This window comes from Lichenicoccus roseus (genome assembly GCF_005844085.1).
Lineage (GTDB): Bacteria > Pseudomonadota > Alphaproteobacteria > Acetobacterales > Acetobacteraceae > Lichenicoccus > Lichenicoccus roseus.
On record NZ_VCDI01000003.1, the window covers coordinates 387,282 to 409,285 of the forward strand.

The 22,004-nt window shown below is 70.3% G+C and carries 19 protein-coding genes; 7 read left to right on the forward strand and 12 right to left on the reverse strand.

Features of this window, described 5'->3' with window-relative positions; all coding sequences use genetic code 11:
• Window positions 1-31: 31 nt before the first annotated feature.
• Window positions 32-2,401, reverse strand: coding sequence for a penicillin acylase family protein (locus FE263_RS11070; protein WP_138326047.1), 2,370 nt, complete (start codon window positions 2,399-2,401; stop codon window positions 32-34).
• Window positions 2,394-3,398, reverse strand: coding sequence for a porphobilinogen synthase (hemB, locus tag FE263_RS11075; protein WP_138326048.1), 1,005 nt, complete (start codon window positions 3,396-3,398; stop codon window positions 2,394-2,396). The genes FE263_RS11070 and hemB overlap by 8 nt, the downstream gene beginning before the upstream one ends.
• A gap of 158 nt (window positions 3,399-3,556) precedes the next feature.
• Here hemB and FE263_RS11080 point away from each other — a divergent pair, with 158 nt between their 5' ends.
• Window positions 3,557-3,796 carry a type II toxin-antitoxin system Phd/YefM family antitoxin gene (locus FE263_RS11080; protein WP_138326049.1) on the forward strand — a complete coding sequence of 80 codons (240 nt, stop codon included), beginning with the start codon at window positions 3,557-3,559 and terminating at the stop codon, window positions 3,794-3,796.
• A gap of 3 nt (window positions 3,797-3,799) precedes the next feature.
• On the forward strand, window positions 3,800-4,246 hold the full coding sequence (locus tag FE263_RS11085; RefSeq protein ID WP_138326050.1) for a type II toxin-antitoxin system VapC family toxin: 447 nt from the start codon (window positions 3,800-3,802) through the stop codon (window positions 4,244-4,246).
• 189 nt (window positions 4,247-4,435) lie between these two features.
• On the opposite strand, the gene FE263_RS11090 is transcribed toward FE263_RS11085, so the two are convergent.
• Both FE263_RS11090 and FE263_RS11095 read right to left on the reverse strand, forming a co-directional pair.
• Window positions 4,436-5,023, reverse strand: coding sequence for a PAS domain-containing protein (locus tag FE263_RS11090; RefSeq protein WP_138326051.1), 588 nt, complete (start codon window positions 5,021-5,023; stop codon window positions 4,436-4,438).
• Between the two features lie 79 nt (window positions 5,024-5,102).
• Window positions 5,103-6,560, reverse strand: coding sequence for an amino acid permease (locus FE263_RS11095; RefSeq protein ID WP_138326052.1), 1,458 nt, complete (start codon window positions 6,558-6,560; stop codon window positions 5,103-5,105).
• Window positions 6,561-6,751: 191 nt separating this feature from the next.
• Between FE263_RS11095 and glyA the strand changes: the two genes are divergently transcribed.
• A complete protein-coding gene (gene glyA / locus FE263_RS11100) occupies window positions 6,752-8,080 on the forward strand; it encodes a serine hydroxymethyltransferase (protein WP_138326053.1) in 1,329 nt (442 codons plus the stop codon).
• A 16-nt stretch (window positions 8,081-8,096) separates the two neighbouring features.
• Here the strand turns inward: glyA and FE263_RS11105 are convergent, their stop codons facing one another.
• Both FE263_RS11105 and argE read right to left on the reverse strand, forming a co-directional pair.
• Window positions 8,097-9,119, reverse strand: a complete 1,023-nt coding sequence (locus FE263_RS11105) for a M14 family metallopeptidase (protein WP_138326054.1) — start codon at window positions 9,117-9,119, stop codon at window positions 8,097-8,099.
• On the reverse strand, window positions 9,116-10,288 hold the full coding sequence (gene argE / locus FE263_RS11110; protein WP_138326055.1) for an acetylornithine deacetylase: 1,173 nt from the start codon (window positions 10,286-10,288) through the stop codon (window positions 9,116-9,118). The genes FE263_RS11105 and argE overlap by 4 nt, the downstream gene beginning before the upstream one ends.
• A gap of 70 nt (window positions 10,289-10,358) precedes the next feature.
• On the opposite strand from argE, the gene FE263_RS11115 reads away from it, so the two are divergent.
• Complete coding sequence (locus tag FE263_RS11115) at window positions 10,359-11,621, forward strand: glycosyltransferase family 4 protein (RefSeq protein ID WP_240759375.1); 1,263 nt, start codon at window positions 10,359-10,361, stop codon at window positions 11,619-11,621.
• Window position 11,622: 1 nt separating this feature from the next.
• Window positions 11,623-12,789 (forward strand): glycosyltransferase, encoded by a 1,167-nt coding sequence (locus FE263_RS11120; RefSeq protein WP_138326056.1) that lies wholly within the window; start codon window positions 11,623-11,625, stop codon window positions 12,787-12,789.
• A 10-nt stretch (window positions 12,790-12,799) separates the two neighbouring features.
• Here FE263_RS11120 and FE263_RS11125 read toward each other — a convergent pair whose 3' ends face one another.
• Entirely contained in the window at window positions 12,800-13,957 is a 1,158-nt protein-coding gene (locus FE263_RS11125; RefSeq protein WP_138326057.1) for a DEAD/DEAH box helicase, read from the reverse strand.
• 109 nt (window positions 13,958-14,066) lie between these two features.
• Here FE263_RS11125 and FE263_RS11130 point away from each other — a divergent pair, with 109 nt between their 5' ends.
• Both FE263_RS11130 and FE263_RS11135 read left to right on the forward strand, forming a co-directional pair.
• On the forward strand, window positions 14,067-15,032 hold the full coding sequence (locus tag FE263_RS11130) for a mitochondrial fission ELM1 family protein (protein WP_138326058.1): 966 nt from the start codon (window positions 14,067-14,069) through the stop codon (window positions 15,030-15,032).
• 18 nt (window positions 15,033-15,050) lie between these two features.
• The gene (locus tag FE263_RS11135) at window positions 15,051-16,934 is read left to right on the forward strand and encodes a hypothetical protein (RefSeq protein ID WP_138326059.1); all 1,884 of its coding nucleotides are present in this window, start codon (window positions 15,051-15,053) and stop codon (window positions 16,932-16,934) included.
• A 335-nt stretch (window positions 16,935-17,269) separates the two neighbouring features.
• Here the strand turns inward: FE263_RS11135 and FE263_RS11140 are convergent, their stop codons facing one another.
• Genes FE263_RS11140 through FE263_RS11160 form a run of 5 tightly spaced genes read right to left on the reverse strand, consistent with a single transcriptional unit; the run spans window position 17,270 to window position 22,001 of the window.
• Window positions 17,270-18,043: an ABC transporter permease gene (locus tag FE263_RS11140; RefSeq protein ID WP_138326060.1), complete on the reverse strand. Its 774-nt coding sequence runs from the start codon at window positions 18,041-18,043 to the stop codon at window positions 17,270-17,272.
• Window positions 18,040-18,783, reverse strand: a complete 744-nt coding sequence (locus FE263_RS11145; RefSeq protein WP_138326061.1) for an ABC transporter permease — start codon at window positions 18,781-18,783, stop codon at window positions 18,040-18,042. Before FE263_RS11145 ends, FE263_RS11140 begins: the two co-directional genes overlap by 4 nt.
• Window positions 18,780-19,634 carry an ABC transporter ATP-binding protein gene (locus FE263_RS11150; RefSeq protein ID WP_240759378.1) on the reverse strand — a complete coding sequence of 285 codons (855 nt, stop codon included), beginning with the start codon at window positions 19,632-19,634 and terminating at the stop codon, window positions 18,780-18,782. Before FE263_RS11150 ends, FE263_RS11145 begins: the two co-directional genes overlap by 4 nt.
• Window positions 19,627-20,661, reverse strand: a complete 1,035-nt coding sequence (locus FE263_RS11155; protein ID WP_138326062.1) for an ABC transporter substrate-binding protein — start codon at window positions 20,659-20,661, stop codon at window positions 19,627-19,629. Before FE263_RS11155 ends, FE263_RS11150 begins: the two co-directional genes overlap by 8 nt.
• A complete protein-coding gene (locus tag FE263_RS11160) occupies window positions 20,658-22,001 on the reverse strand; it encodes an LLM class flavin-dependent oxidoreductase (RefSeq protein WP_138326063.1) in 1,344 nt (447 codons plus the stop codon). Before FE263_RS11160 ends, FE263_RS11155 begins: the two co-directional genes overlap by 4 nt.
• Window positions 22,002-22,004 lie beyond the last annotated feature (3 nt).

A 22,004-nucleotide genomic window follows, 5' to 3' on the forward strand; every position in this document is an offset into this window, starting at 1 on the left:
TAGGGGTTGAACGACCTCGTCCAGGCTTGTGTCACGGAAGCAATGTTGCCGATGCGGATATGGTGACGGGCTTCTCAGGGATCATCATGCTATCGCCACTCGCCCATCGGTGCATCAAATTCCACGCCTGGGCGGAGATCCAGTTTCCCGATTGGCCGGGCGTTGCGACGTAGCGGCTGCGTGCGGGGTCGGCGAGGTCGTAGACACCGCGATAAGCCGCGCCATGCCGTGCGCCGAAATCCCCCAGGGTGCCGCTGCCGGCCCGGAACAGGGTGGTGTCGTCGCCGGGGATCGCGATGCTGCGCCGGGCGAGGGTACGGACCAGCGGCAGCGCGGTCAGGAAGGCGTTGTCGAATACCGCCACGTGTGGCCCGGACCAGCGCCAGGCGCGCGGATCCCGTCCGTGTGTGGATGCAAGGCCGGCGGTGGCTTCGTCGAGTGCCAGCAGCAGGGCTTGGTTGCAGTCGATACAGGCATCGCCCGATCGCGGGCCGAGCAGGAACGCGGCGAAATCCGTCCATGGCCCGACGATCGCCTGGTCGATATCGAGGGCCTGCAGCCGGTCTGCCACGAAGCGCTGCATCCAGGCGTTGAAGATCAGCGGCTGCGGAGCGTCCCCGGTGATGCGGCCGTCCCAGCCCGACAGCAGCGCAAGGGAGACGGCGGAGCGGCTGCCGGAGGCTGGGTGCAGGGGGCGCGCCAGCAGGCCGGGAAGCACGGCGCCGGCGAAGGCGCTCGTGGTGTCCACCTGCATGCGCACGAAGTCGTCGACATCGTGCTGCGGCCGCCGTTCGAGGAGCTCGCGGATGCGCCGGGCGCGCCAGTCCCCGGTCCAGTCGCGGCCCATGTAGACCGGAAAGTCCGGACCGGCGGTACGCTCGTTGCCGTTGAGCAGGTGGCCGCTGGCGGGCGACACGACATGCGGCAGCGCGTCGCCGGATGCGGCGCCGGTCCAGTCATGCGCGCCATCGGCGCCGTCCTGTGGAAAGCTGCCATCGCCGGCGCGGCGGACCGGCACCATGCCGGTGGTGAACAACGCGATCCGGTTGCGGTCGGCGACCAGCAGGTTCTGTACCGGTGCCGCACTGGCAGCGGCGGCGCGACCTGCCTGCGCGACGGTGGTGGCATCGTCGAGAGCGGCGAGGCCGGCGGCGATGTCGTCGTGCTCCGGCGTCGTCGGCGCCAGCGCCTCCATCTGCACTGCAAGGACCCGCCCGTGCCGGTCCGGCAGCGCGTCGCTGATCACCGGGCCATGCCGGGTCTCGCGCACGGTGATCACCGTGTCCGGCGCACCGCGCACGCGGATCCGTTCGGTGCGGGCGACGAAGGGGCGCGGGCCGCCCGGCGTCGCGTAGCCTCCGGGCCCCGGGTGCTCGATGAACAGGTCCTGGGTGTCGGCCTCGTTGCTGGTGAAGGTCCAGGCGATGTGGGTGTTCTGGCCAAGCACCAGGAACGGCACGCCCGGCGCGGTGGCACCGGTCAGCACGCCGCCCGGGCGGTCGATCCGGGCCAGGTACCACAGGCCGGGGAAGCCGAGTGCCAGATGCGGATCGCCGGCCAGCAGCGGCGCGCCGGTCACGCTGTGCGCGCCATCGACCGCCCACTCGTCGGAGGCCTCCCCGGGCAGCGTGTAGGCGGCGGGATACCGGGGCAGCAGATGGTCGAGGTCGGACGCGAGCCGGACCAGCTCCGGATCGGCATCCGGTCGCAGCGATGCCTGTGGCGGCGGCACGTCGGCCTGCTCCGGCTGCAGGGCCAGCTGACGCGGTAGCGGCACCCGATCCGAGAGTGCCAGCCGGGCCAGCTCGGTTCGCCAGTTGCCGGCGAGGGTGAGCGCCATCAGCCTGCCCCAGAGCAGGCTGTCGACCGGGGTCCACGGCTCCGGTGCACCGGACAGCAGGAACTCGGGAGCGATGAAGCGCCCGCGCGCGGCAATCTCGGCATTGACGCCGCGACTGTAGGCGTCGAGTTGCGCCCGCACGCCTGGTGGCAGGATCGGGTAGGCGGCGGCCGCCCGCCGGCGCAGGCCGAGCACCCGCATCATGCGGTCGATCGGCAGGGCGGCGGGCCCGGCGATCTCGGCGACGCGCCCGGAACCCACACGGCGCATCAGCTCCATCTGGAACATGCGATCGCGGGCATGCAGGAACCCCAGCGCCGCGGCGGCATCCTCTGCGCTGCGGGCCCGGATGCGCGGGATGCCGGTGCCGTCGAGAGTGATGGCGACCGGATGCGCAAGGCCGGCGACGCGCAGGGTCTGGCGGCTAGGCGGCAGCGTCCACCACACCGAGACCGCGACGCCGAAGATGGCCAGCAGGATGAGGCCCGTCGTCGCACCGGCGAGACGGGCCAGGCGTTTCAGGTCAGTCGCCCGGCTGCGTGGGGATCGTGTCTCAAGCAAGCCGCTCCGCGGCTTCCAGCGCGAAGTAGGTCAGAACGCCGTTGGCCCCGGCGCGCTTGAACGCCAGCAGGCTCTCCATCATGGCGCGGTCGCGGTCGAGCCAGCCGTTGCGGGCGGCGGCCATGATCATCGCGTACTCGCCGGACACCTGGTAGGCGAAGGTCGGCACGGCGAAGCGGTCGCGCACCCGGCGGACGATGTCGAGATACGGCATGCCTGGCTTGACCATGACCATGTCGGCGCCTTCGAGCAGGTCGAGCTCGACCTCGCGCAGAGCCTCGTCGCTGTTGGCGGGATCCATCTGGTAGGTCTTCTTGTCGCCGCGCAGCAGGCCACCGGAGCCGAGCGCGTCGCGGAACGGACCGTAGAAGGCGGAGGCGTACTTCGCCGCGTACGACATCAGCCGCGTGTGGACCAGGTTCTCGGCGTCGAGCGCCTCGCGGATGGCGCCGATGCGGCCGTCCATCATGTCCGAGGGCGCCAGGATATCGATGCCGCTCCGCGCCTGGTTGAGCGCCTGCCGCACCAGCACGGCGACGCTCTCGTCGTTGGCGACGTAATGCGGATGCGACGGCGTCTCGCGCAGCACGCCGTCATGGCCGTGGCTGGTGTAGGGATCGAGCGCCACGTCGCCGATAAGGCCGATATCCGGGAACTCCGCCTTCAGCAGCCGGGCGCTGCGGCAGATCAGGTTGTCCGCATTGCCGCTTTCGGTGCCCTCGTCGTCGCGCTTCTCGAGTGGCGTCATCGGGAACAGCGCGATCGCCGGTATGCCGAGCCTGGCCGCGGGCGCCACGTGGGCGGCCAGGCGGTCCAGCGTGACCCGCTTCACGCCGGGCATGGAGGACACCTCGGTTTCGGTGTCGTGACCCTCGGTGACGAAGATCGGCCAGATCAGGTCGTCCACCGACAGGCTGTTCTCCGCCACCAGACGGCGGGTGAAGTCGTCATGGCGATTGCGTCGCAGGCGGGTGCTCGGATAGCGGCCGACGGTCATGGGGGTGAGCGGCTCCGTGCTGTTGGTCCGGATGGAGTATCCAGCACCGGGCGGCGCAAAGCGACCCTTGGCCGGACAGCGTCACCGTGACGACCCGGATCACGGTTGCAGGAAGGCATGCAAACGCTATATGACCACTGTGGTCACAGGAGGGTTGCATGCAGCAGATCCAGCTTCGCGATGCCAAGGCCACCTTGTCGGCGGTGGTCGACCAGGCGCGCCAGGGCGAGCCATCCATCATCACCCGCCACGGCAGGCCGGAGGCGGTGCTGCTGGGGTTCGAGGATTGGCAGCGCCTGTCGCAGGTGCCGAGCTTCGGGCGCCTGCTGATGGCGGCGCCTCTCGAGGACGACGATGTGGCTGAGCGGCAGGGCGGGTTGCGGGACGCCGGCTTCTAGCGCGTGTATCTGGTCGACACCAACGTGCTGTCGGCCGGGGCGCCGACCAGGGCGATGGCGTCGCCGGGGCTGCTGGCCTGGATGGATGGCCACAGCCTGGACCTCTATCTCTCGGTCATCACCGTGGCGGAGATCGTGGACGGGATCGAGAAGAGCCGCAGGCTCGGGGCGGGGCGCAAGGCCGACCGGCTGGCGGAGTGGCTGCAGACGGTGCTGCACCTGTATGGCAACCGGGTGCTCCCGGTCGATCTCGAAGCCGCGCGGCACACGGGCCTGCTGTCGGACGTCGCCCGCGCACAGGGCCAGGCGCCGGGCCTCGCCGATCTCGCCATCGCCGGCACCGCGCGCAGCCGAGGCTACGCCATCCTGACCCGCAACCTGCGGCATTTCGAGCGACTGGGTGTGCCGGTCATGGACCCGTACGAGGGTTTGCCGCCGGAAGCCAGGTAGGGCCGCAGCCTTCGGTTATCGCCCCTGGACGGTCTGTCCCCACGCTCGACGAGGTGAAGCGGCGCCCGACCGCCTGAGGCTCTGCAATGGTCCGCCGGAGCAACCCCGCCGGCTCGACTTCGGCCCACGAGATTGGACGTGGGGAATCGTGCGAGCCGTGCGGAAATGCTCTCCGTCGCGAGCAGCCGCCTACCGCTGCTCCGACCTGAGCGTGTCCAGCGTGCCCGGCTCCAGCTTTGTCGAGATCTCGGCCAGGCGGTGCGCGGCCGCGACGATCCGCTCGAGTCCCTCGGTCCGCGCAGCGACGCTGACCCCCTCGAGCAGCGCGTGGAACTCGTCCTCCAGTGCCGGCACGACGTGGGCGCTGCCGAACAGGACCTCGTTCAGCCACGTCGGCGAGCCCATCGTGATATCGAGCTGGTTGCCGAAGAAGAACAGCAGGTTTCCCTGGCGATCGCGCACCGGCGAGATGAACAGCAGGTTGTAGAAATGCGACCCGTCGCGGCGGTAGTTGACGATCCACTCGATGCAGCCCTGACCCGCATCCAGGCACTTCCGGATGCGCAACGGAGACACCGGATCGGTCCTCGGACCCTGCAGGAACCGGCAGTTGCGACCGACGATCTCCTCCACCGGATAACCTGACAGCCGTGCGAAGGCGGCGTTGACCGCGACCATCGGGGTGTCCGGCAGGTTGGGGTCGGACAGCACCATCGGCGCGGTGCTGTGCTGCATCGCCAGCGTGAGCGCGGTGCGGATTTCCGGGGCAGTCAACATATGAAGCCTCTCGTTCGCATGGTCTGGAGCGCCTCGCCGGCAGCAGCAGCCGGCGCGCCTCCGCCCGGGCCGCGTCGCCTCACTGGATGATCCGCGCGTGCTTCCGGCTGTAGCCGAAATAGATCACGAACCCGATCGCCAGCCACACGAACAGCCGGATCCAGGTCAGCCCGTCGAGCGACGCCATCAGGGCGAGACAGGACAGGATGCCGAGGACCGGCACGATCGGCCCACCCGCCACCCGGAATGCTCGCGGCCGGTCCGGATCGCGCCGGCGAAGCACCAGCACGCCGCCGCATACGATGACGAAGGCGAGCAGGGTGCCGATCGAGGTCATGTGGCCGAGTTCGCTGATCGGCAGGAAGGCGCACAGCACGCCGGTGAGGCCCATGAACAGCAGGTTGGAGCGCCAGGGCGTGCGCCAGGTGGGATGGATGTCGGAGAAGAAGCCCGGCAGCAGGCCGTCGCGCGACATCGCGTAGAACACCCGGCTCTGGCCGAGCAGCAGCACCAGCATGACGGACGTGAAGCCGCAGATGATGCCGAACTTCACCAGCTCCTTGAGGAAGTGATACGGCGTGACGTCGATCGCGCTGGCCACCGGGGCGGCGTCGTTCAGCATCGCCTTGTAGTTGACCAGCCCGGTCAGCACGAACGAGAACGCGACGTAGGCGAGCGAGCACACCACCAGGCTGCCGAGAATGCCGATCGGCATGTCGCGCGACGGATTGCGGGTCTCCTGGGCCGCGGTGGACACCGCGTCGAAGCCGACATAAGCGAAGAAGATCGTGCCGGCTGCGCGCATGATGCCGGAATAGCCGAAGTGCCCGAAGGTGCCGTCGTTGGGCGGGATGAACGGCGTGTAGTTGGCGGTGTTGATGTACGGGATGCCGAAGCCGATCACCGCGAGGATGACGGCGACCTTGATCACCACGATCACCGCATTGACACGCGCACTCTCGGATATGCCGCGTATCAGCAGCATCGAGATCGCGACGATGACGAATACCGCGGGCAGGTTCATCAATCCGGGCGCGGTCGTGCCGTCGGCAAGCTTCACCGTCTCGAACGGCGAGGCGAGCAGGCGCGGCGGCAGGTAGATGCCGAAATCGCGCAGCAGCGAGTTCACGTAGCGCGACCAGCTCACCGCCACGGTCGCCGCACCCACGGCATATTCCAGCACCAGGTCCCAGCCGATGATCCAGGCGACCAGCTCACCCAGCGTCGCGTAGGCATAGGTGTAGGCGCTGCCGGCGATCGGGATCATGCTCGACAGCTCGCTGTAGCACAGCCCGGCGAAGCCGCAGCCGATGGCCGCCACCAGGTAGGAGATCACCACCGCCGGCCCGGCATTCTCCGAGGCCGCGATCCCGGTCAGCGAGAACAGCCCGGCGCCGATGGTGCAGCCGATGCCGAGCAGGACCAGGTTGACCGGCCCCAGCACCCGGCGCAGGGCATGGCCGTCGTCTGTCGTCTGCAGGCTCTCGATCGATTTGCGTCGCCAGAGCGAGCCATTGGGTGCGGTGACCTGCGACATCCGATCCGTCTCCCTCCCGGTGTTCGCACCGGGTCACGTCTGTTTTGCCTGCCCGGAGGCCAGCCGGCGGTTCCGCCGCTTGCCGTGCTGCGCTAGGATGACCAGCTGATTGTCCGGCCAGTTGAACCTACTTGAACCTTGCATGCCAGCCCCCCGCCGAACGAGGGGCTCAGGTGAAATGGAGCCTGCCGATGCCCGACCACTCAATCCCTGGCCAGCCCGCGCCGGGTAGTCTGGAAGCCGGGCTGCACCGGTTCTTCTCGACCTCGCTGCATGACGCGGACCCGGAGCTGGCGGCGACGATCGATGCGGAGCTGCTGCGCCAGCAGGACGGGATCGAGCTGATCGCCAGCGAGAACCTGGTATCCCGTGCGGTGCTCGAGGCGCAGGGTAGCGTGCTGACCAACAAGTATGCCGAGGGGTATCCGGGCCGGCGCTACTACGGCGGCTGCGTCGAGGTCGACCGCGCCGAGACGCTCGCGCTGGATCGCGTGAAGCGGCTGTTCTCGGTGCAGTATGCGAACGTGCAGCCGCATTCCGGCGCACAGGCCAACCAGGCGGTGTTCCTGGCGCTGCTCAATGCCGGCGACACCATCCTGGGCATGAGCCTGGCGTCGGGCGGCCACCTCACGCATGGCGCGGCGCCCAACCTGTCCGGCAAGTGGTTCAACGCGATCCAGTACGGCGTCCGGCGCGATGACGGGCTGCTCGACTACGAGGAACTCGAGCAGCTTGCCCGCGAGCACAAGCCACGCCTGATCATCGCCGGCGGCTCCGCCTATCCGCGCATCATCGACTTCGCCCGCATCCGCGCGGTGGCCGACGAGGTCGGCGCCTTCTTCATGGTCGACATGGCGCATTTTGCCGGCCTGGTCGCGGCAGGGCTGTATCCCAGCCCGCTGCCGCACGCGCACGTCGTCACCAGCACCACCCACAAGACCCTGCGTGGCCCACGCGGCGGGCTGATCCTGTCCAACGATCCGGAGCTCGGGCGCAAGTTCAACTCGGCGGTGTTTCCCGGCCTGCAGGGCGGTCCGTTGATGCATGTGATCGCCGCCAAGGCGGTGGCATTCGGCGAGGCGCTGCGGCCGGACTTCAAGCTCTATCAGCAGGCGGTGGTCGAGAATGCGCGCGTGCTGGCGGGAACGCTGGTCGAGACCGGGCTCGCGATCGTCACTGGCGGCACCGACAGCCATCTGCTGCTGGTCGATCTGCGGCCGAAGCAAGTCACCGGCAAGGTGGCGGAGGCGACACTTGAGCGCGCCGGCATCACCGCCAACAAGAATGCCATCCCGTACGATCCGGAGAAGCCGGCGATCACCTCCGGCATCCGGCTCGGCAGCCCGGCAGCGACCAGCCGCGGCTTCGGGCCGGAGGAGTTCCGCGCCGTCGGGCTGATGATCGACGAGGTGCTTGACGGGCTCGGCGGCTCGAAGGACGGCAGCAACGCGACCGTCGAGGCGGCGGTGCACGAGAAGGTCAGGGCGCTGTGCGCGCGGTTCCCGATCTACCGCCGCTGAGACGCGGGCCAGCCGGCTAGTCGTCGAGGAAGTGCGCCAGGCGCATGGCGGTGTGGCCACGCGTCGGGCGCAGGCTCGGCATCACCAGCAGGCAATCGTCGTAGGGCGTGTAGATCGGCGTGGTGCCGTCATGGGCGATCAGGGTGCCCTGCTTGGCGATCACTTCGCCGCCGCGATACGGGCGCACGAAGCTGAAGCTGCTGGTGGCGGCATTGACGGCGTGGGTGACCTCGGCATTCCGCCGCCCGCTCGACAGGGCCGCCGGCATCGGCGCCGTGCCCTCGAATTCGTGGCGCGGACTGGCCAGCCCGGTCATGTGCAGCAGGGTGGCGACCGACAGGCGCGCCATGCGCACCGTTGCCTCTTCCCAGTGCGGCCCGGCCTCGACCAGGCAGGCGATGCGCGGGTCATCCTCGTCGGCAAAGCCGCCATAGTCGATCAGGCGCGGCCCGCTGCTGTGGCCGCGATCGGCCACCACCAGCGGCGGCACGCCGATGCTGCGCGCCAGCCGGCGACCCTTGGCGGTCGGGCCGCTGAGGATGAGCGGGTCGGACGGCCAGAGCATCGAGTGCAGGTCTAGCAGGATGTCGGCGCTGTCGATGATCGGCTGCACCGCGCGGGCCCGGGACAACTCCAGCGAGTCGCGGCTGCTGGCCAGCACGGCGCGGTCCCAGAGCCGGTTCATGTCCTCCTCGACGAAGCGCGAGGCGGTAGGGTGTGCAGGATCGAAGCGCGCGAAAGCGGCAAGGTTGAGAAAGCCCAGCGTCAGCCTGCCGCGTGCCGGCCGGATCCGCGCGCGCAGCAGATCGTCGAGCGCGATCGCGCCGGCGATCTCGTTGCCGTGCATCAGCGCGGTGATCACCACATGCGGCCCCGGCTGCACCGCCTCGAAATGCATGAAGCCGGCGACCCCGCAATTGCCCTGGGTCCAGTCCGACAGGTCAGGCGCCCGGAGCCGCACGTCGAAGCGAGGCAGGCCACTCCCAGCCGATGCCGGACCGAGGCCCGGAAGCGGATAGGGCGGCCGCTCCTCGCTCATGCCGGCCGGGCCAGGCCGGCGGCGAGGCGTCGTATGAAGCCGTCGCAGGCATCGAGCTGGTCACGCGCGATCCATTCATCGGCCTTGTGCGCCTGGGCGATGTCGCCCGGGCCGCAGACGATGCTGGCGATGCCGGCGTTCTGGTAGATGCCGGCCTCGGTGCCATAGGAGACCTTGCCGTGCGCGTTGGCGCCGGATGCCTGCTTGACCAGCGCCACCAGCGCATGGTCGGGGTCGAGCGACAGCGGCGGCAGCAGGTGCAGCGGCTCGAAGTCGAAGCCGGTCGCGGGGTCGACGGCGTGCATCCAGGGCTCGATCGCGGCGGCGGCGTGACGTCGCAGCCGGTCGAGCTCGAGTTCGGCATCGTCACCCGGGATGGTGCGCCATTCCATCTCGAACACCGCCCGCTCGGGAATGATGTTCAGGATCGAGCCGCCTTCCACCAGTCCGGTGTGGATGGTGCTGTGCGGCGGCTCGAAGCCGTCCTCGCGCTTTCCCTCGGCCTGCAGGCGGCGGGACTCGGCGGCAATCCATGCGATCGCCTCGGACGCCGCGTGGATGGCGTTGACGCCGAGCGCCGGCTGGCTCGAATGGCCCGGCCGGCCGCGCGCGGTGACACGCACCGACAGGCGGCCCTTGTGTGCGGTGATCGGCTTCATGCCGGACGGCTCGCCGATGACGCAGAGCGACGGCTTGAGCCGGCCCTGCTCGAGATCGCGCACCAGCACCTGCGCGCCCTCGCAATCCACTTCCTCGTTGTAGGAGATGAAGAGATGCACCGGCCGCTGCAGCGCAAGCGCCTTCAGGTCGGGCACGGCGGCGAGGCAGGAGGCGACGAAACCCTTCATGTCGACGGCGCCGCGGCCATAGAACCGGCCATCCCTGCCGGTGAGGCGGAACGGATCGGTGCTCCAGGCCTGGCCGTCGACCGGCACGGTGTCGACATGGCCGGACAGGGCGAGGCCGCCCTCGACCTCCGGTCCGATGATGGCGTGCAGGTTGGCCTTCCGGCCGGTCTCGTCATGGGTCAGCCGGTAGCCGACCTCGTGGCGGTCGAGATAGGCGCGCACCCAGTCGATCAGCGGCAGGTTGGAGTTTCGGCTGGTGGTGTCGAACCCGACCAGTGCCTCGAGGATCCCGGCTGTGCTCGTTTGGTCTGTGGCAGGCATTCCGGCAGTCTATACGGGGCATCCGGCGCGGCAATGGTGTCTGTGGCGCGACTGAGGCGACTGGGACCTGATGGCGACGGCTACGACCACCCTGCACCCGATGCACCGGCTCTGGCGCCTGCTTCCAGCCGAACGGCGACGGTTGCTGCTGGCACGGGGCGCCGCCCTGCTGGCGCCGAAACCCGATCGCCGGCCACCGGCGCACTGCGATGGCGTCGTCGTCGGTGGCGAGATCGGGCGTGCATCGGGCCTCGGCGAGGCGGCGCGCATCATGCACCGTGCCCTGGAGGGCCTTGGCGTTCCCACCGCCGCGCTGCGGGCCGGGCTGGATGTTCCCGGCGAGATCGTCCCGGCCGGCGATGCGACCGGCCGCCGCGACCTGCCGCCGCCTGCCGCGCTGCTGCTGCACGTCAACGCTCCGGTGCTGCCGGCCGCGTTGCTGAGGCTGCCGCGCGGCGTGCTGCATGGCCGCCGGGTGATCGGCTACTGGGCCTGGGAGCTGCCTTCGGTACCCCCGAGCTGGCGGCCCGCTGCGTCCTGCGTGCACGAGGTCTGGGCGCCTTCGCGCTTCACCGCGTCCGCGCTGGAAGCGTTGCTGCCCGGCCGGGTCAGGGTGGTGCCGATCCCGATCGCCTCCAGCCCGCCATTGCCCGCGCCGCTGGGACGTGACGCCTTCGGGCTGCCGGAGGCGGCGGTGGTGGTGCTGGTCTCGTTCAGCGTCGCCTCCGCCTTCGAACGCAAGAACCCGCTGGGCGCGATTGCCGCGTTCCGTAAAGCCTTCGGCAACCGGTCCGACCGTATCCTGCTGGTCAAGGCCGGCCATGCCGGTCACTACCCGGCCGACATGGACCGGCTGCAGCAGGCGGCCTCCGGCTGCGACAACATCAGGATCGAGACGCGGATGCTGCCCGAGGCCGAGATGCATGCCCTGACCCGTTGCGCCGACATCGTGCTGTCGCTGCATCGCAGCGAGGGCTTCGGCCTGGTGCCGGCGCAGGCGATGATGCTGGGGCGCGCCGTGGTGGCGACCGACTGGTCGGCGACGGCCGAGTTCCTGGACGAGAGCTGCGGCGTGCCGGTCGGCTACCGGCTTGTCGAGGCAGTCGACCCGCGCGGCGTGTTCCAGGCACCGGGTGCGCTGTGGGCGGATGCCGATACCGACGAAGCGGCATCCGTCCTGCGCCGCCTGGCGGATGCGCCGGACTTGCGGTCGGCGCTTGGCGAGCGGGCCAGGAAGGCGGCGGCGGAGCGCTTCGGGACCGGCGGGCTGCGGGCGGCTCTGGCGGCGATCGGCTACTCCGGCCCCATTGCCTCCGGGTCGGAAGCGGCCTGAGATGCGTATCCTGGTCTGGCAGTGGGGGCGCCGCGGCGCCGGCCCGCGCATGGCGGTCGAGCTGGCAGCGGCGCTGCGCGCCCTGACGGGTCACACCGTCTTCCTGTCGCTGTCGCGTGGCGCCGAGATCCTGCAGGCGGCGGACCGGCCAGCCAACGCGCTGCCGGTCGCGACCTATAGCGGCCTGGCAGGCTTCATCGGCCGCCTGCTGCTGACGCCGCTGCTGATCCCCATGCTGGCGGGCCGGCTGCGCGGCCTGGCGCCGGATGTCGCCATCTGTGCCATGCCGGGACCGCTCGACCTGCTGATGGCGGCTGCCCTGCACCGGCTTGGCATTCCGATGGTGGTCACCGTCCATGACGCCGACCTGCATCCGGGTGACGGCCTGCCGCTGCAGATGGCGCTGCAGCGGGCGTTGATCCGGCGCGCCACCGCGCTGGTGGCGCTGACCGGCCATGTCGCCAACCGCCTGCGCCAGCAACCGGCGTCCCGCTACCTGCCGCTGCTGGAGGCGACGCTGCCGCCCCTGGTGTTCCATGCCCGGCCGCCGCCGCCGCCGCTGCAGCATGGCGGCCCGTTGCGTCTGCTCTGTTTCGGCAGGCTGCTGCCCTACAAGGGCCTCGACCTGCTCGAGGCCGCGCTTCGCGAAGCGACCGGCGGCGCTGCACGGTTCGAGGTGCGCGTGATCGGCAGCGGGCCGCATACGCCGACCCTCGAAGCCCTGTCCGAGTTGCCGGGCGTGCGGGTGGAGAACCGTTGGGTCCCGGAGGACGAGGTGGCCGGCCTGATCGCCTGGGCCGATGCGCTGGTGCTGCCCTATCGCGAGGCGAGCCAGAGCGGAGTGGCGGCGATCGCCCTCGCTGCCGGCCGCTGGGTGGTGGCGACCAGGGTGGGTGGCCTGGCGGAACAATTCCATGGCGAGCCGATGGCGCTGCTGTGCGAGCCGGACCCCGCGAGCATCGGCGCCTGCCTGCGGCAGTTGCTGGACAACCCACCGCCGCAACAGCCGCCGGCGACTGATGCCCTGGCCCTCTGGCTCGACATGGCGCGCACGCTGGTGCGGCAGATCGAGCCGCTGCTGGCAACCAGTGGCCGGGCTCCGGTCGATGCGAAGCGGAGGTCTGCGGGGCTTGCGGCGGTGTCGGTGCGGCGCGACGACGCCGCGTAGCCGGGCGGGGTCAGGCGCGCGGTCGCATCGATGCGCCGCCGAGCTGGAACGGCTCCGAGACGATCATGCGGATGCGGGTGAGCTTCTCGATCGCACGCAGGGCGCTGCGCTCGTCCGGATCGCACAGCGAAATCGCCACCCCGCGTTGCCCGGCCCGCGCCGTGCGCCCGACGCGGTGCACATAGATCTCGGGCAGGTGCGGGATTTCGAAATTGATCACGTGGGTGACGTCGTCGATGTCGATCCCGCGTGAGGCCACGTCGGTCGCAACCAGCACCGAGATGTCGCCGCCGCGGAAGGCGGCCAGCGCCCGTTCGCGCGCCGCCTGGCTCTTGTCGCCATGGATCGCCGTCGCCGGGATGCGCGCGCGATCGAGGAAGGCCACTACCTGGTCGGCGCCCTGCTTGGTGCGGGTGAATACCAGGATGCGCCCCTTCCTCAGGCGACCCACGATCTCGACCAGCAGCGGCCGCTTGCGCTGGGTGTCGGTGAAGATGACGCGCTGCTCGATACCGTCCGCGGTGATCGCCGCCGCCGCGGCCTCGACCTGCACCGGATCATGCAGCAGGTCGCGCGCCAGGATCGCGATCTCGGCCGGCATGGTGGCCGAGAAGAACAGGTTCTGCCGTTCGGGCGGCAGCATGGTGACGATGCGGCGGATGTCGGCGATGAAACCGAGATCTAGCATGTGGTCGGCCTCGTCGAGGACGAAGATGCCGGTGGCGACCAGGCTGAGGGTGCGGTCGCCGAGATGGTCCAGCAGCCGTCCGGGCGTGGCGACGACGATGTCGATGCCGTTCGCGAGCGTGCGCGTCTGGGCCTGCTTCGGCACGCCGCCGTAGAGCAGGGCGGTGCGCAGGCCGGTGCCACGGCCGTAGGTGCGGATGTTGCCGGCGATCTGGCTGGCCAACTCGCGTGTCGGCGACAGCACCAGTGCGTGGCAGCCGCGCGGCGGCGGCGGCTCGGCCGACTGCATCAGCCGGTGCAGGATCGGCAGGGCAAACGCCGCGGTCTTGCCGGTGCCGGTCTGCGCAAGACCCTGCACGTCGCGTCCCCGCAGGATCGGCGGGATCGCCTGCAACTGGATCGGAGTCGGGGTGGAATAGTCCTGACGGCGCAGTGCGGCCAGGATGGGCGGCGCAAGGCCTAGCTCTTCGAAGCTGCTCATGCGGGCGCGGCCTTTCTGCGATGCGGGTCTTTGCAGAGGCTGGCCGCGCCGGTCAAGCCGGACGGGGAGACGTTGACGGGCGCCGCCGGCGGCTCGCACAACCGCGGGGATGCATGTCGATCACGCCTTGATCCTGGCGCAGCCCTATGCGGGCCTGGAGGCGCAGGCGCGCGGGCTCGCCGAGCGTGCGGGGCTGGGCTCGAGCGTCCACTCGCTGCAACCGCTGCCGCCCTGGAGCTGGCTGCCGGCCGCGACCTGGCCCACGCCGCTGCGGGCGGTGGCGCCGCTCGGCGCGCTGCCGGACGGGCTGGTGCTCGGAGTGGGCGGGGTGGCGGCCGCGGTCGGGGCGGCGCTGCGCCGGCACGGGCGGACGGTGGTGCAGATCCAGAACCCGCGCATGCGCTTCGAGCGCTTCGACCTGGTGGTCGCCAACACGCACGACGAGATCGCGGGGCCGAATGTCCTGCTGTCGCGCAATGCCCTGCATCGGGTCGGCCCGGCCCTGCTCGCCGATGCCCGCGCAACCTGGGCGCCCCGCCTCGCACACCTGCCGCGGCCGCTGGTGGCGGTGCTGGTCGGCGGCTCGAACGGCCGGTTCCGCCTCGATGCCGCCACCGGCAGGGCGCTGGCGGCGCAGCTTGCCGGCCTGATCAGGCGTGACCGGGTCGGCCTCGCGCTGACCCCTTCGCGGCGTACCGCCCCCGAGGTGCGCGCGGCGCTGGCGGAGGCGCTGTCGCCGCCGGGCGCCTGGGTGTGGGACATGCAGGGCGACAATCCGTATTTCGGCCTGCTGGCCTGCGCCGATGCCATCGTGGTCACCGCGGACAGCGTGTCGATGGTCTCGGAGGCGGCGGCGACCGATGTGCCGGTGCTGGTGGCGGAGCTGCCCGGGCGGTCGCGCCGCATCGGGCTGTTCCTGCGGACGTTGCAGCAGGCCGGACGCATCAGGATGTTCGACGGCCGGCTGCAGCACTGGCCGACCGCGGCGCTGGACGACACGCCCGCAGTGGCGCACGAGATGCGGCGGCGGCTGGGGATCACGGGTCCCGTGGCCCCGGACCCGGTAAGCGACTGAGCGGACGCGAGCAAGACGATGCTGGACATCCAGACCTACGATGCCCGACAGGGCGGCAATGTGCTCTACAAGGCCCTGGCGCATCCGCTGGCGGCGGAAGCGGTGGCACGCCTGGGCGACCGGCTACGCCAGGCCGGCAGGGTCGCGGTGTACGATCCCGACGGCGCGGCGGCGATGCTCTACGCCCTCAATCCCGGCCTGCCGCGTCCCAAAGAACTCTATGTGCACGATGTAGCACTGGTCGGGCGCGAGATGCTGGGCACCGTCACCCTGGCGCTGACCGACATCGTCCGGTCCGAGGCGGGGGTGCTGCTGGTGGCGGCCTTCGATGCCGAGCGCATCGTGGCGCGCATCGCCGACATGGTGCCGGCCCGCATCGAGGTGATGACTCTGGATGCGGCGCGGCTGCCTTCGGACATGCTCACCAACCCGAGGCGCTATCTCGACCGGCTGAACTTCGCCACCAACTTCGCCTTCTTCCGCGACGCGGACGACCTCTCGACCCGGCTGGTGACCGCCAACTACTGGCAGGCGTACGGCGCCGAGGCGGTGCGGCTATGGCTGCGGCTGTATGACGGCGAGGGCAATGTGCTGGCGACCTGGGAGGAGCCGGTTCGTCCGGGTGCCGCCGGCATCGGCATCGAGAGCCGCGCGGTGCGCGAGCGCCTCGGGCTCGGGCCGTTCACCGGCCAGCTGTTCGTGCATGCGATCGGCGTCGCCGGCCATGACGTGGTGAAGTACGCGCTCGACGTCACCGGCCATGACGGCAACCAGAGCCTGTCGGTCACCCACGACGCCAATGCCTGGCCGTCCGACCGCTACGCCAACCTGCCCGCGCCGCGCGCCGACGAGCGCGTGCTGCTTTGGGTGCAGAACAGCCACGCGGCGCCGATCCCGGCCGGTGCGATCGAGCTCGACCGTATGGGACGCGAGCAGCCGGTGGCGCTGGCGGTCGAGGTGCCGCCCTATGCCAGCCTCGCCGTCGACGTCTCGACGCTGCTGCCCGGGCTGCACTGGCCGGCGCAGATCGAGCTGCGCTGCGGCCGACACATGGTGCGGCCGCGCTACGAGGTGATCCGCGGCGGCCGGACCCGCATCGCGCACATGAATGTCGAGCGCGCCGATCTCGCGCCCGATCCCGGCATCCCGGCGCTGCCCGCCGTGATGGGGCGTGGCTACATCCTGCCGTTCCCGGTGCTGGACCCGGCGAACTTCCGCTCCATCGTGCAGCCTGCGCCGATGGCGCCGAGCCAGCGCAGCCTGCCGTTGCGGATCGACCTGTTCGACGCCGAGGGCCAGAAGGCCGGCGAGCATTTCCTCGGCTGCCTGCCGCGCGACCACGACGTGGCGCTGGATCTGGGGACGCTGTCGGCGCCCGAGGGTCATGCCGAGCTGGTCTACGACTTCCGCGACGGCGGCGAGGCGGATGGCTGGATGCATGCGCTGGTGCGCTACGAGCATGTCGGCAGCGGACATGTCGCCGAGACCAGCTTCGGCGCACACATCTTCAACACCGCGATGACCTATCGCGACGAACCGCAATCCTATTCCGGACCGCCGCCCGGCCTGTCGACGCGACTGTTCCTGAAGCTCGGCGAGGGCGGCCGGCGCAGCTTCTCGGCGCTGATCTATCCGGCCTCGGCGCCGTGGCGCGCGCGGTCGAGCACCAGGCTGGTGCTGCATGACGGCGAGGGCGCGGTGGTGGCCGAACGGCCGATCGAGATCGCGTGCTGCGGCTCGATGATGGTCTGGCCGCACCTGGTGTTCGGCGACGCACTGCTGGAGCAGGCGGGTGCGCGCGGCTACGTGCTGATCCGCGACACCACCTGCCGCCTGTTCGGCTATCACGGCCAGATGGACACCGGCGGGCGGGTGTCGCTCGACCATATGTTCGGGTTCTGACGAGGGTCCTGCTCGCTCGGAGCCGGATGCCTGGCCGATGGTTGCCTCCCAAGCGGCCGCGCCTGGGCACCTTCAGGGCCATCGGCGGGAGAGCGTTTGGAATTTCGCGAAACCGGTGCCGTAATGTCTGCTGTCGACCCGGCGGCGGCCCGTCACAAGACCGTAGTGTCAGGCTGCGCCTGACCGTCGGGACGGGTTCTTTGGAACCCTTTAAGTCCCGGAAATTCTGGCCTTGAAAATCGTATTGCAAACGGAGGTTTGTGGAACGTCTGCTGCGCTCGCCTATATCTGCTGTCCAGCAAACGACGCTAATCTGTCCCCAACGATAGACAGCCTCAGCCGCGTTCCGGAACTCCGAATCTTCTGATCACCGCAGTCTCGACCGCCGCCACCACCCCGTAGAGCAGCAGCGAACACAGCGTCACCAGCACCAGCGCGCTCCACAGATCGGCAGCCCGGAACGAGGTGATGTCGCGTTGCATGCGGTAGCCGATGCCGTCGCCGGTGGCGAGCCATTCGGCGAGCAGCGCGCCGACCAGGGCGGCCGGCGCCGAGAGCCGCATCGACGCCATGATCGCCGGCAACGCGCCGGGGAGGGCGACCTTGCGCAGCACCGCGAGATCGCCGCCGCCACAGGCGCGGACCAGTTCCGCCGACGCACGCGGCGCCGCGCGCAGGCCCATCACGCTGTTCACCAGGGTCGGGAAATAGACGATCAGGCCGCCGATCACCGCGACCGCCGCCGGTCCGCGGCCGAACACCAGCACGATCAGCGGCGTCATCGCGACCAGCGGGATCGAACGCAGGATCGTCGCGAGCGGCAGCAGGCTGCGCTCGAGTGTAGGGGCGAGCACGAACAGGATTGCGCTGCCGAGGCCAAGCACCAGGCCGAGCAGGAAGCCGGAGGCGGCGTGCACCAGCGTCACCCCGAGGGCGCCGAGCAGGGCGGCCCGGTTGCGGCCCGAGGCGGGCATGCCGAACAGGTACTGCGCCACCGCAAGCGGCGACTTGCCTATCAGCGGGCTGACCCGGAAGACATGCAGGAACAGGCTCCAGGCCAGCAGCACGATCGCCAGCGCCAGCAGCGGCGACAGCAGTCGCGAACTCACGCGCTGCCCTCGCGCCGCCAGGGCGTCAGCCAGCGCCCGATCTGCGCCACCAGCCCGTAGGCAAGGCTGGCGATCGCGCCGCTGACCAGGGCGATGCCCCAGGAACGCGGCGCCGCCATCTGCTGCATCGAGACCACCATGGCGACACCCAGGCCGCTCTGCACCGAGCCGAGCCATTCGCCGAGAATGGCGCCCAGCAGCGACGCCGGCGCCGCGATGCCCAGGGCCGCGAACAGCGCCGGCAGGCAGGAGGGCAGCTGCACCCGGCGGAAGCACTGCCAGCGTCCGCCGCCACAGGCACGCACGAGCTCCAGGCTGGTGCGGTCGGTGGCGCGCACTCCCAGCAGCAGGCCGACCAGCGTGGTGAAGAACACCGACAGCGCCGACAGCGCCACCATCGGGGTGCGGCCGCTGAACACCAGGGTCAGCAGCGGGCCGATGGCGATCACGGGTATGCAGTAGCTGACCGCCGCCAGTTGCAGCACCACGCGCTGCAGGGCGGGCAGCAGCAGCACCACCAGCGCGAGCAGAATCGCCAGGCCGTTGCCCCAGAGGAACCCTCGCGCCGCCTCGCCGAGCGTCGGCCAGATGTTGGGACCGTAGAACGCCCAGCCGTCGCGCACGATCTGCGCCAGCACGACCCAGGGCGCCGGCACCAGTCCGGCCGTACCGGCATCGAGCAGTGCGGCCGCGCTCCACAGCCCGAGCAGGACGATGGGTGCCGCGAGCAGGCGCGTCACCCGGTCCCGCCCCCGGCTTCGGGTCCGGTGCCGAACAGCACCTCGCCAAGCCGGTCGCAGCAGGCGTGGAATTCCGGGCTGCGCATCATCGCGGCGGTGCGCGGGCGGGGCAGGTCGATCGTCACCAGGGCCACGATCCGGCCGGGGCGGGCGCTCATCACCGCCACCTGGTCGGACAGCAGCACGGCTTCCGCGATGCCGTGCGTCACCATCAGGGTGGTGGCCGGGCGCTCGGTCCAGATCCGCTGCAGCTCGAGATTAAGTCGCTGACGGGTCATGTCGTCGAGCGCGCCGAACGGCTCGTCGAGCAGCAGCGCGCGGGGTTGCAGCACCAGGGCACGGGCGATCGAGACGCGCTGGCGCATGCCGCCGGACAGCTGCGCCGGGCGTGCGCGCTCGAAACCGCCGAGGCCGACCAGCGCAACCAGATCGGCGATCAGGCCAGGCGCCGGCCTTGCGCCCGCAACCTCCAGGGGAAGCCGGATGTTGGCCTCCACCGACCGCCAGGGCAGCAGCGCGCTGTCCTGGAAGGCGATGCCGAGCTGGTGCCGCGACACCAGTTCAGCCGGCGTCTGCCCGTGCACCAGCGCCCGCCCGGCATCCGCCCGCTCCAGCCCGGCCAGGATCCGCAGCGCCGTCGACTTGCCGCAGCCAGAGGGGCCGAGCAGCGACAGGAAGCTGTTCTCGGGGGTACGCAGGTCGAGCCCGTCGAGCGCCGCGACCTGCCTGCGCCCGACCCGGAATGTCCTGCCAAGGCCGGCGATGTCGATGCCGGTGCCGGGCGGGCGCTGCCTGGATTGCTGAGGCGGCACGATCCCGCCGTCCGCCGCAGCCAAGGCGGCGCTAGACACGGATCAGGGCGGGATCTTCGCGATAGATCTCGTCGAGCAGCGTCATGTCGAACAGGCTCTCGCAGGTGACGTCGTTGCCGAGATCGCGCAGCACCTTCACGTTGCGCTCCATGCGATCCCCGCCCAGCGTCAGCAGCCCGTGCGCCGCGGTGTCCGGCGAGGTGATCAGGGTATTCTCGGTCCTGGACTGCATCATCTCGGCCTCCCGGTTGAGCCCGAGCCGCTGGCCGTAACGATCGACGGCAAGGGCGGCGCCGCCATCCGGGTCGCGCAGGTTGTCCTTCCAGCCGCGCAGCTCCGCCCGCAGCGCCGCCTTCAGCCGCTCGCGGTCGCGCTGCGTCGAGTCTTCGCGTGCCACGTAGGTCTCCATCAGCAGCGGATAGTTGTGGTCGGCGAACAGGAACGTCGTGGTGGCGATGCCGCGCCGCTTCAGCTGGTTCGGCTCGTTGGCGATATAGCCGACCCAGCCATCCACTTCCCCGGCCACCAGGGGCGTCGGGTCGAACTGCACCGGCACGGTGGCGACGCGGCCCGGATCGATGCCGTTCAGCTGCAGGAAGGTCGCGAAGATGACCTGGTTGGCGCCCTGCACTCCGATGCGCTTGCCGATCATCGACTGCGGATCCGGGATCGGCCTGCTCGCCAGCGACAGCAGGCAGAAGGCGCTCTTCTGGTACAGGCAGCCGATGGTGCGCAGGGCGGCGCCCTGGGTGATCGCCGCCGCGGTCAGGTCGATCGCCGAGATGCCGAGCAGGCACTTGCCCTGCGACAGGTCGATCTCGGCCGGCGGCGCACTGGGTCCGCCGCTCTGCAGGTCGACCGACGAGAACCCCTCGTCGCGATAGTAGCCGCGGCTGTCGGCGTAGTATTCGCCGGCGAACTGGGCGTTGCGGACCCAGGTCAGGCGGATCGCGTAGGGGCCAAGATCGGGCGCGGCGGCACGCGCCGGACGATGCGGCAACCCCGGCATGGCGAGGGCGGCGAGCCCGAGGCCGAGCATCCGCCTGCGGTCGGGCGGATCGATCATTCGGCGGCGTGCGCTCCGGCGCCGGCTGCGTGGCGGTTCGGCGGCCGCGGCAGGCCGAGCGTGTCGCGCAGGGTGGTTCCGGTATATTCGGTGCGTAGCCGGCCACGGCGTTGCAGCTCCGGCACCACAAGCTCGACGAAGTCCTCGAGATTGCCCGGCAGGTAGTGCGGCATCAGCGCGAAGCCGTCGGAGCCGCCCTCGTCGATGTAGCGCTCCATCTCGTCCGCGATACTGGACGGCGTGCCGATCAGCGTCAGGTGCCCCATGCAGGCGGCGATCCAGCGGCCGAGTCCGACCAGGGACAGCCGCCTGCCGTCGCGCTCCATCGTGATGCGCTTGCGCGTGGCGATGGCGTTCAGCGTCGGCAGGTCCGGCATCGGCTGTTCGGGATCGATGTCGAGATCGAAATCCGGCCCCATGAACTGCACCGCGAAGGCGCGTGCCTCGACCGGGCCGATGGTGGCCTGCACCGCGTCGAACTTGGCCTGCGCCTCCTCCTGCGTCCGCCCGACGACGCAGCACAGGCCGGGCATGATCTTGAGGCTGTCCGGCGCGCGGCCGTACTTGGCCAGGCGCGCCTTCATCGGTCCGTAGAAGGCCTGGCCGTGTTCGAGCGATGCCGCCTTGCCGTACATCATGTCGGCCGATCGGGCGGCAAACTCGCGACCCTCCTCGCTCTCGCCGGCCTGGCAGATCACCGGATAGCCCTGCGGCATGCGCGCGACGTTGAGCGGCCCGCGCACCTTGAAGAAGCGGCCTTTGTGGTCGAGCACGTGCATCCTTGAGGGGTCGGCGTAGGTGCCGCTGGTCTTGTCGCGCGGGAAGGCGTCGTCCTCCCAGCTGTCCCACAGCCCGTGGCAGACATCGAGGAATTCGCGCGCCCGGGCATAGCGCGCCTCGGTCGAAAGCGGTCCGTCATAGCCGAAATTGAGCGCCTCGCTGGTCATCTGCGAGGTGATGACGTTCCAGCCGGCGCGGCCACCGCTCATGTGGTCGAGGGTCGCGAAGCGCCGGGCCAATTCGTACGGCTCGTTGTAGGTGGTCGATCCGGTGCAGACGAGGCCGATCCGGCTGGTGACGGTGGAGAGCACCGCGAGCAGCGTCAGCGGGTCGAAATGCACCAGCGTGCTCATCGAGCGCAGCGCCTCGGGCCCCAGGCCGTCATCCTTGGTGGAGTAGCCGTCGGCCATGAAGATGATGTCGAACCGGCCGCGCTCGGCGGTGCGCGCCAGCGACTTGTACATCTCCAGGTCGTGGTCGCCCTCGGCCTTCGCTCCCGGATACTTCCAGGAGAAGCGGCCGCCGTGGAGCAGGACGGCGAGACAGACCTGGCGCTTCATGCA

Coding starts and splice junctions, on each gene's coding strand:
- hemB (WP_138326048.1), bottom strand. CDS start 3,398: ATGACCGTCGGCCGCTATCCGAGCACCCGCCTGCGACGCAATCGCCAT.
- FE263_RS11080 (WP_138326049.1), top strand. CDS start 3,557: ATGCAGCAGATCCAGCTTCGCGATGCCAAGGCCACCTTGTCGGCGGTG.
- FE263_RS11090 (WP_138326051.1), bottom strand. CDS start 5,023: ATGTTGACTGCCCCGGAAATCCGCACCGCGCTCACGCTGGCGATGCAG.
- FE263_RS11095 (WP_138326052.1), bottom strand. CDS start 6,560: ATGTCGCAGGTCACCGCACCCAATGGCTCGCTCTGGCGACGCAAATCG.
- glyA (WP_138326053.1), top strand. CDS start 6,752: ATGCCCGACCACTCAATCCCTGGCCAGCCCGCGCCGGGTAGTCTGGAA.
- FE263_RS11105 (WP_138326054.1), bottom strand. CDS start 9,119: ATGAGCGAGGAGCGGCCGCCCTATCCGCTTCCGGGCCTCGGTCCGGCA.
- argE (WP_138326055.1), bottom strand. CDS start 10,288: ATGCCTGCCACAGACCAAACGAGCACAGCCGGGATCCTCGAGGCACTG.
- FE263_RS11115 (WP_240759375.1), top strand. CDS start 10,359: ATGGCGACGGCTACGACCACCCTGCACCCGATGCACCGGCTCTGGCGC.
- FE263_RS11120 (WP_138326056.1), top strand. CDS start 11,623: ATGCGTATCCTGGTCTGGCAGTGGGGGCGCCGCGGCGCCGGCCCGCGC.
- FE263_RS11125 (WP_138326057.1), bottom strand. CDS start 13,957: ATGAGCAGCTTCGAAGAGCTAGGCCTTGCGCCGCCCATCCTGGCCGCA.
- FE263_RS11130 (WP_138326058.1), top strand. CDS start 14,067: ATGCATGTCGATCACGCCTTGATCCTGGCGCAGCCCTATGCGGGCCTG.
- FE263_RS11135 (WP_138326059.1), top strand. CDS start 15,051: ATGCTGGACATCCAGACCTACGATGCCCGACAGGGCGGCAATGTGCTC.
- FE263_RS11155 (WP_138326062.1), bottom strand. CDS start 20,661: ATGATCGATCCGCCCGACCGCAGGCGGATGCTCGGCCTCGGGCTCGCC.
- FE263_RS11160 (WP_138326063.1), bottom strand. CDS start 22,001: ATGAAGCGCCAGGTCTGTCTCGCCGTCCTGCTCCACGGCGGCCGCTTC.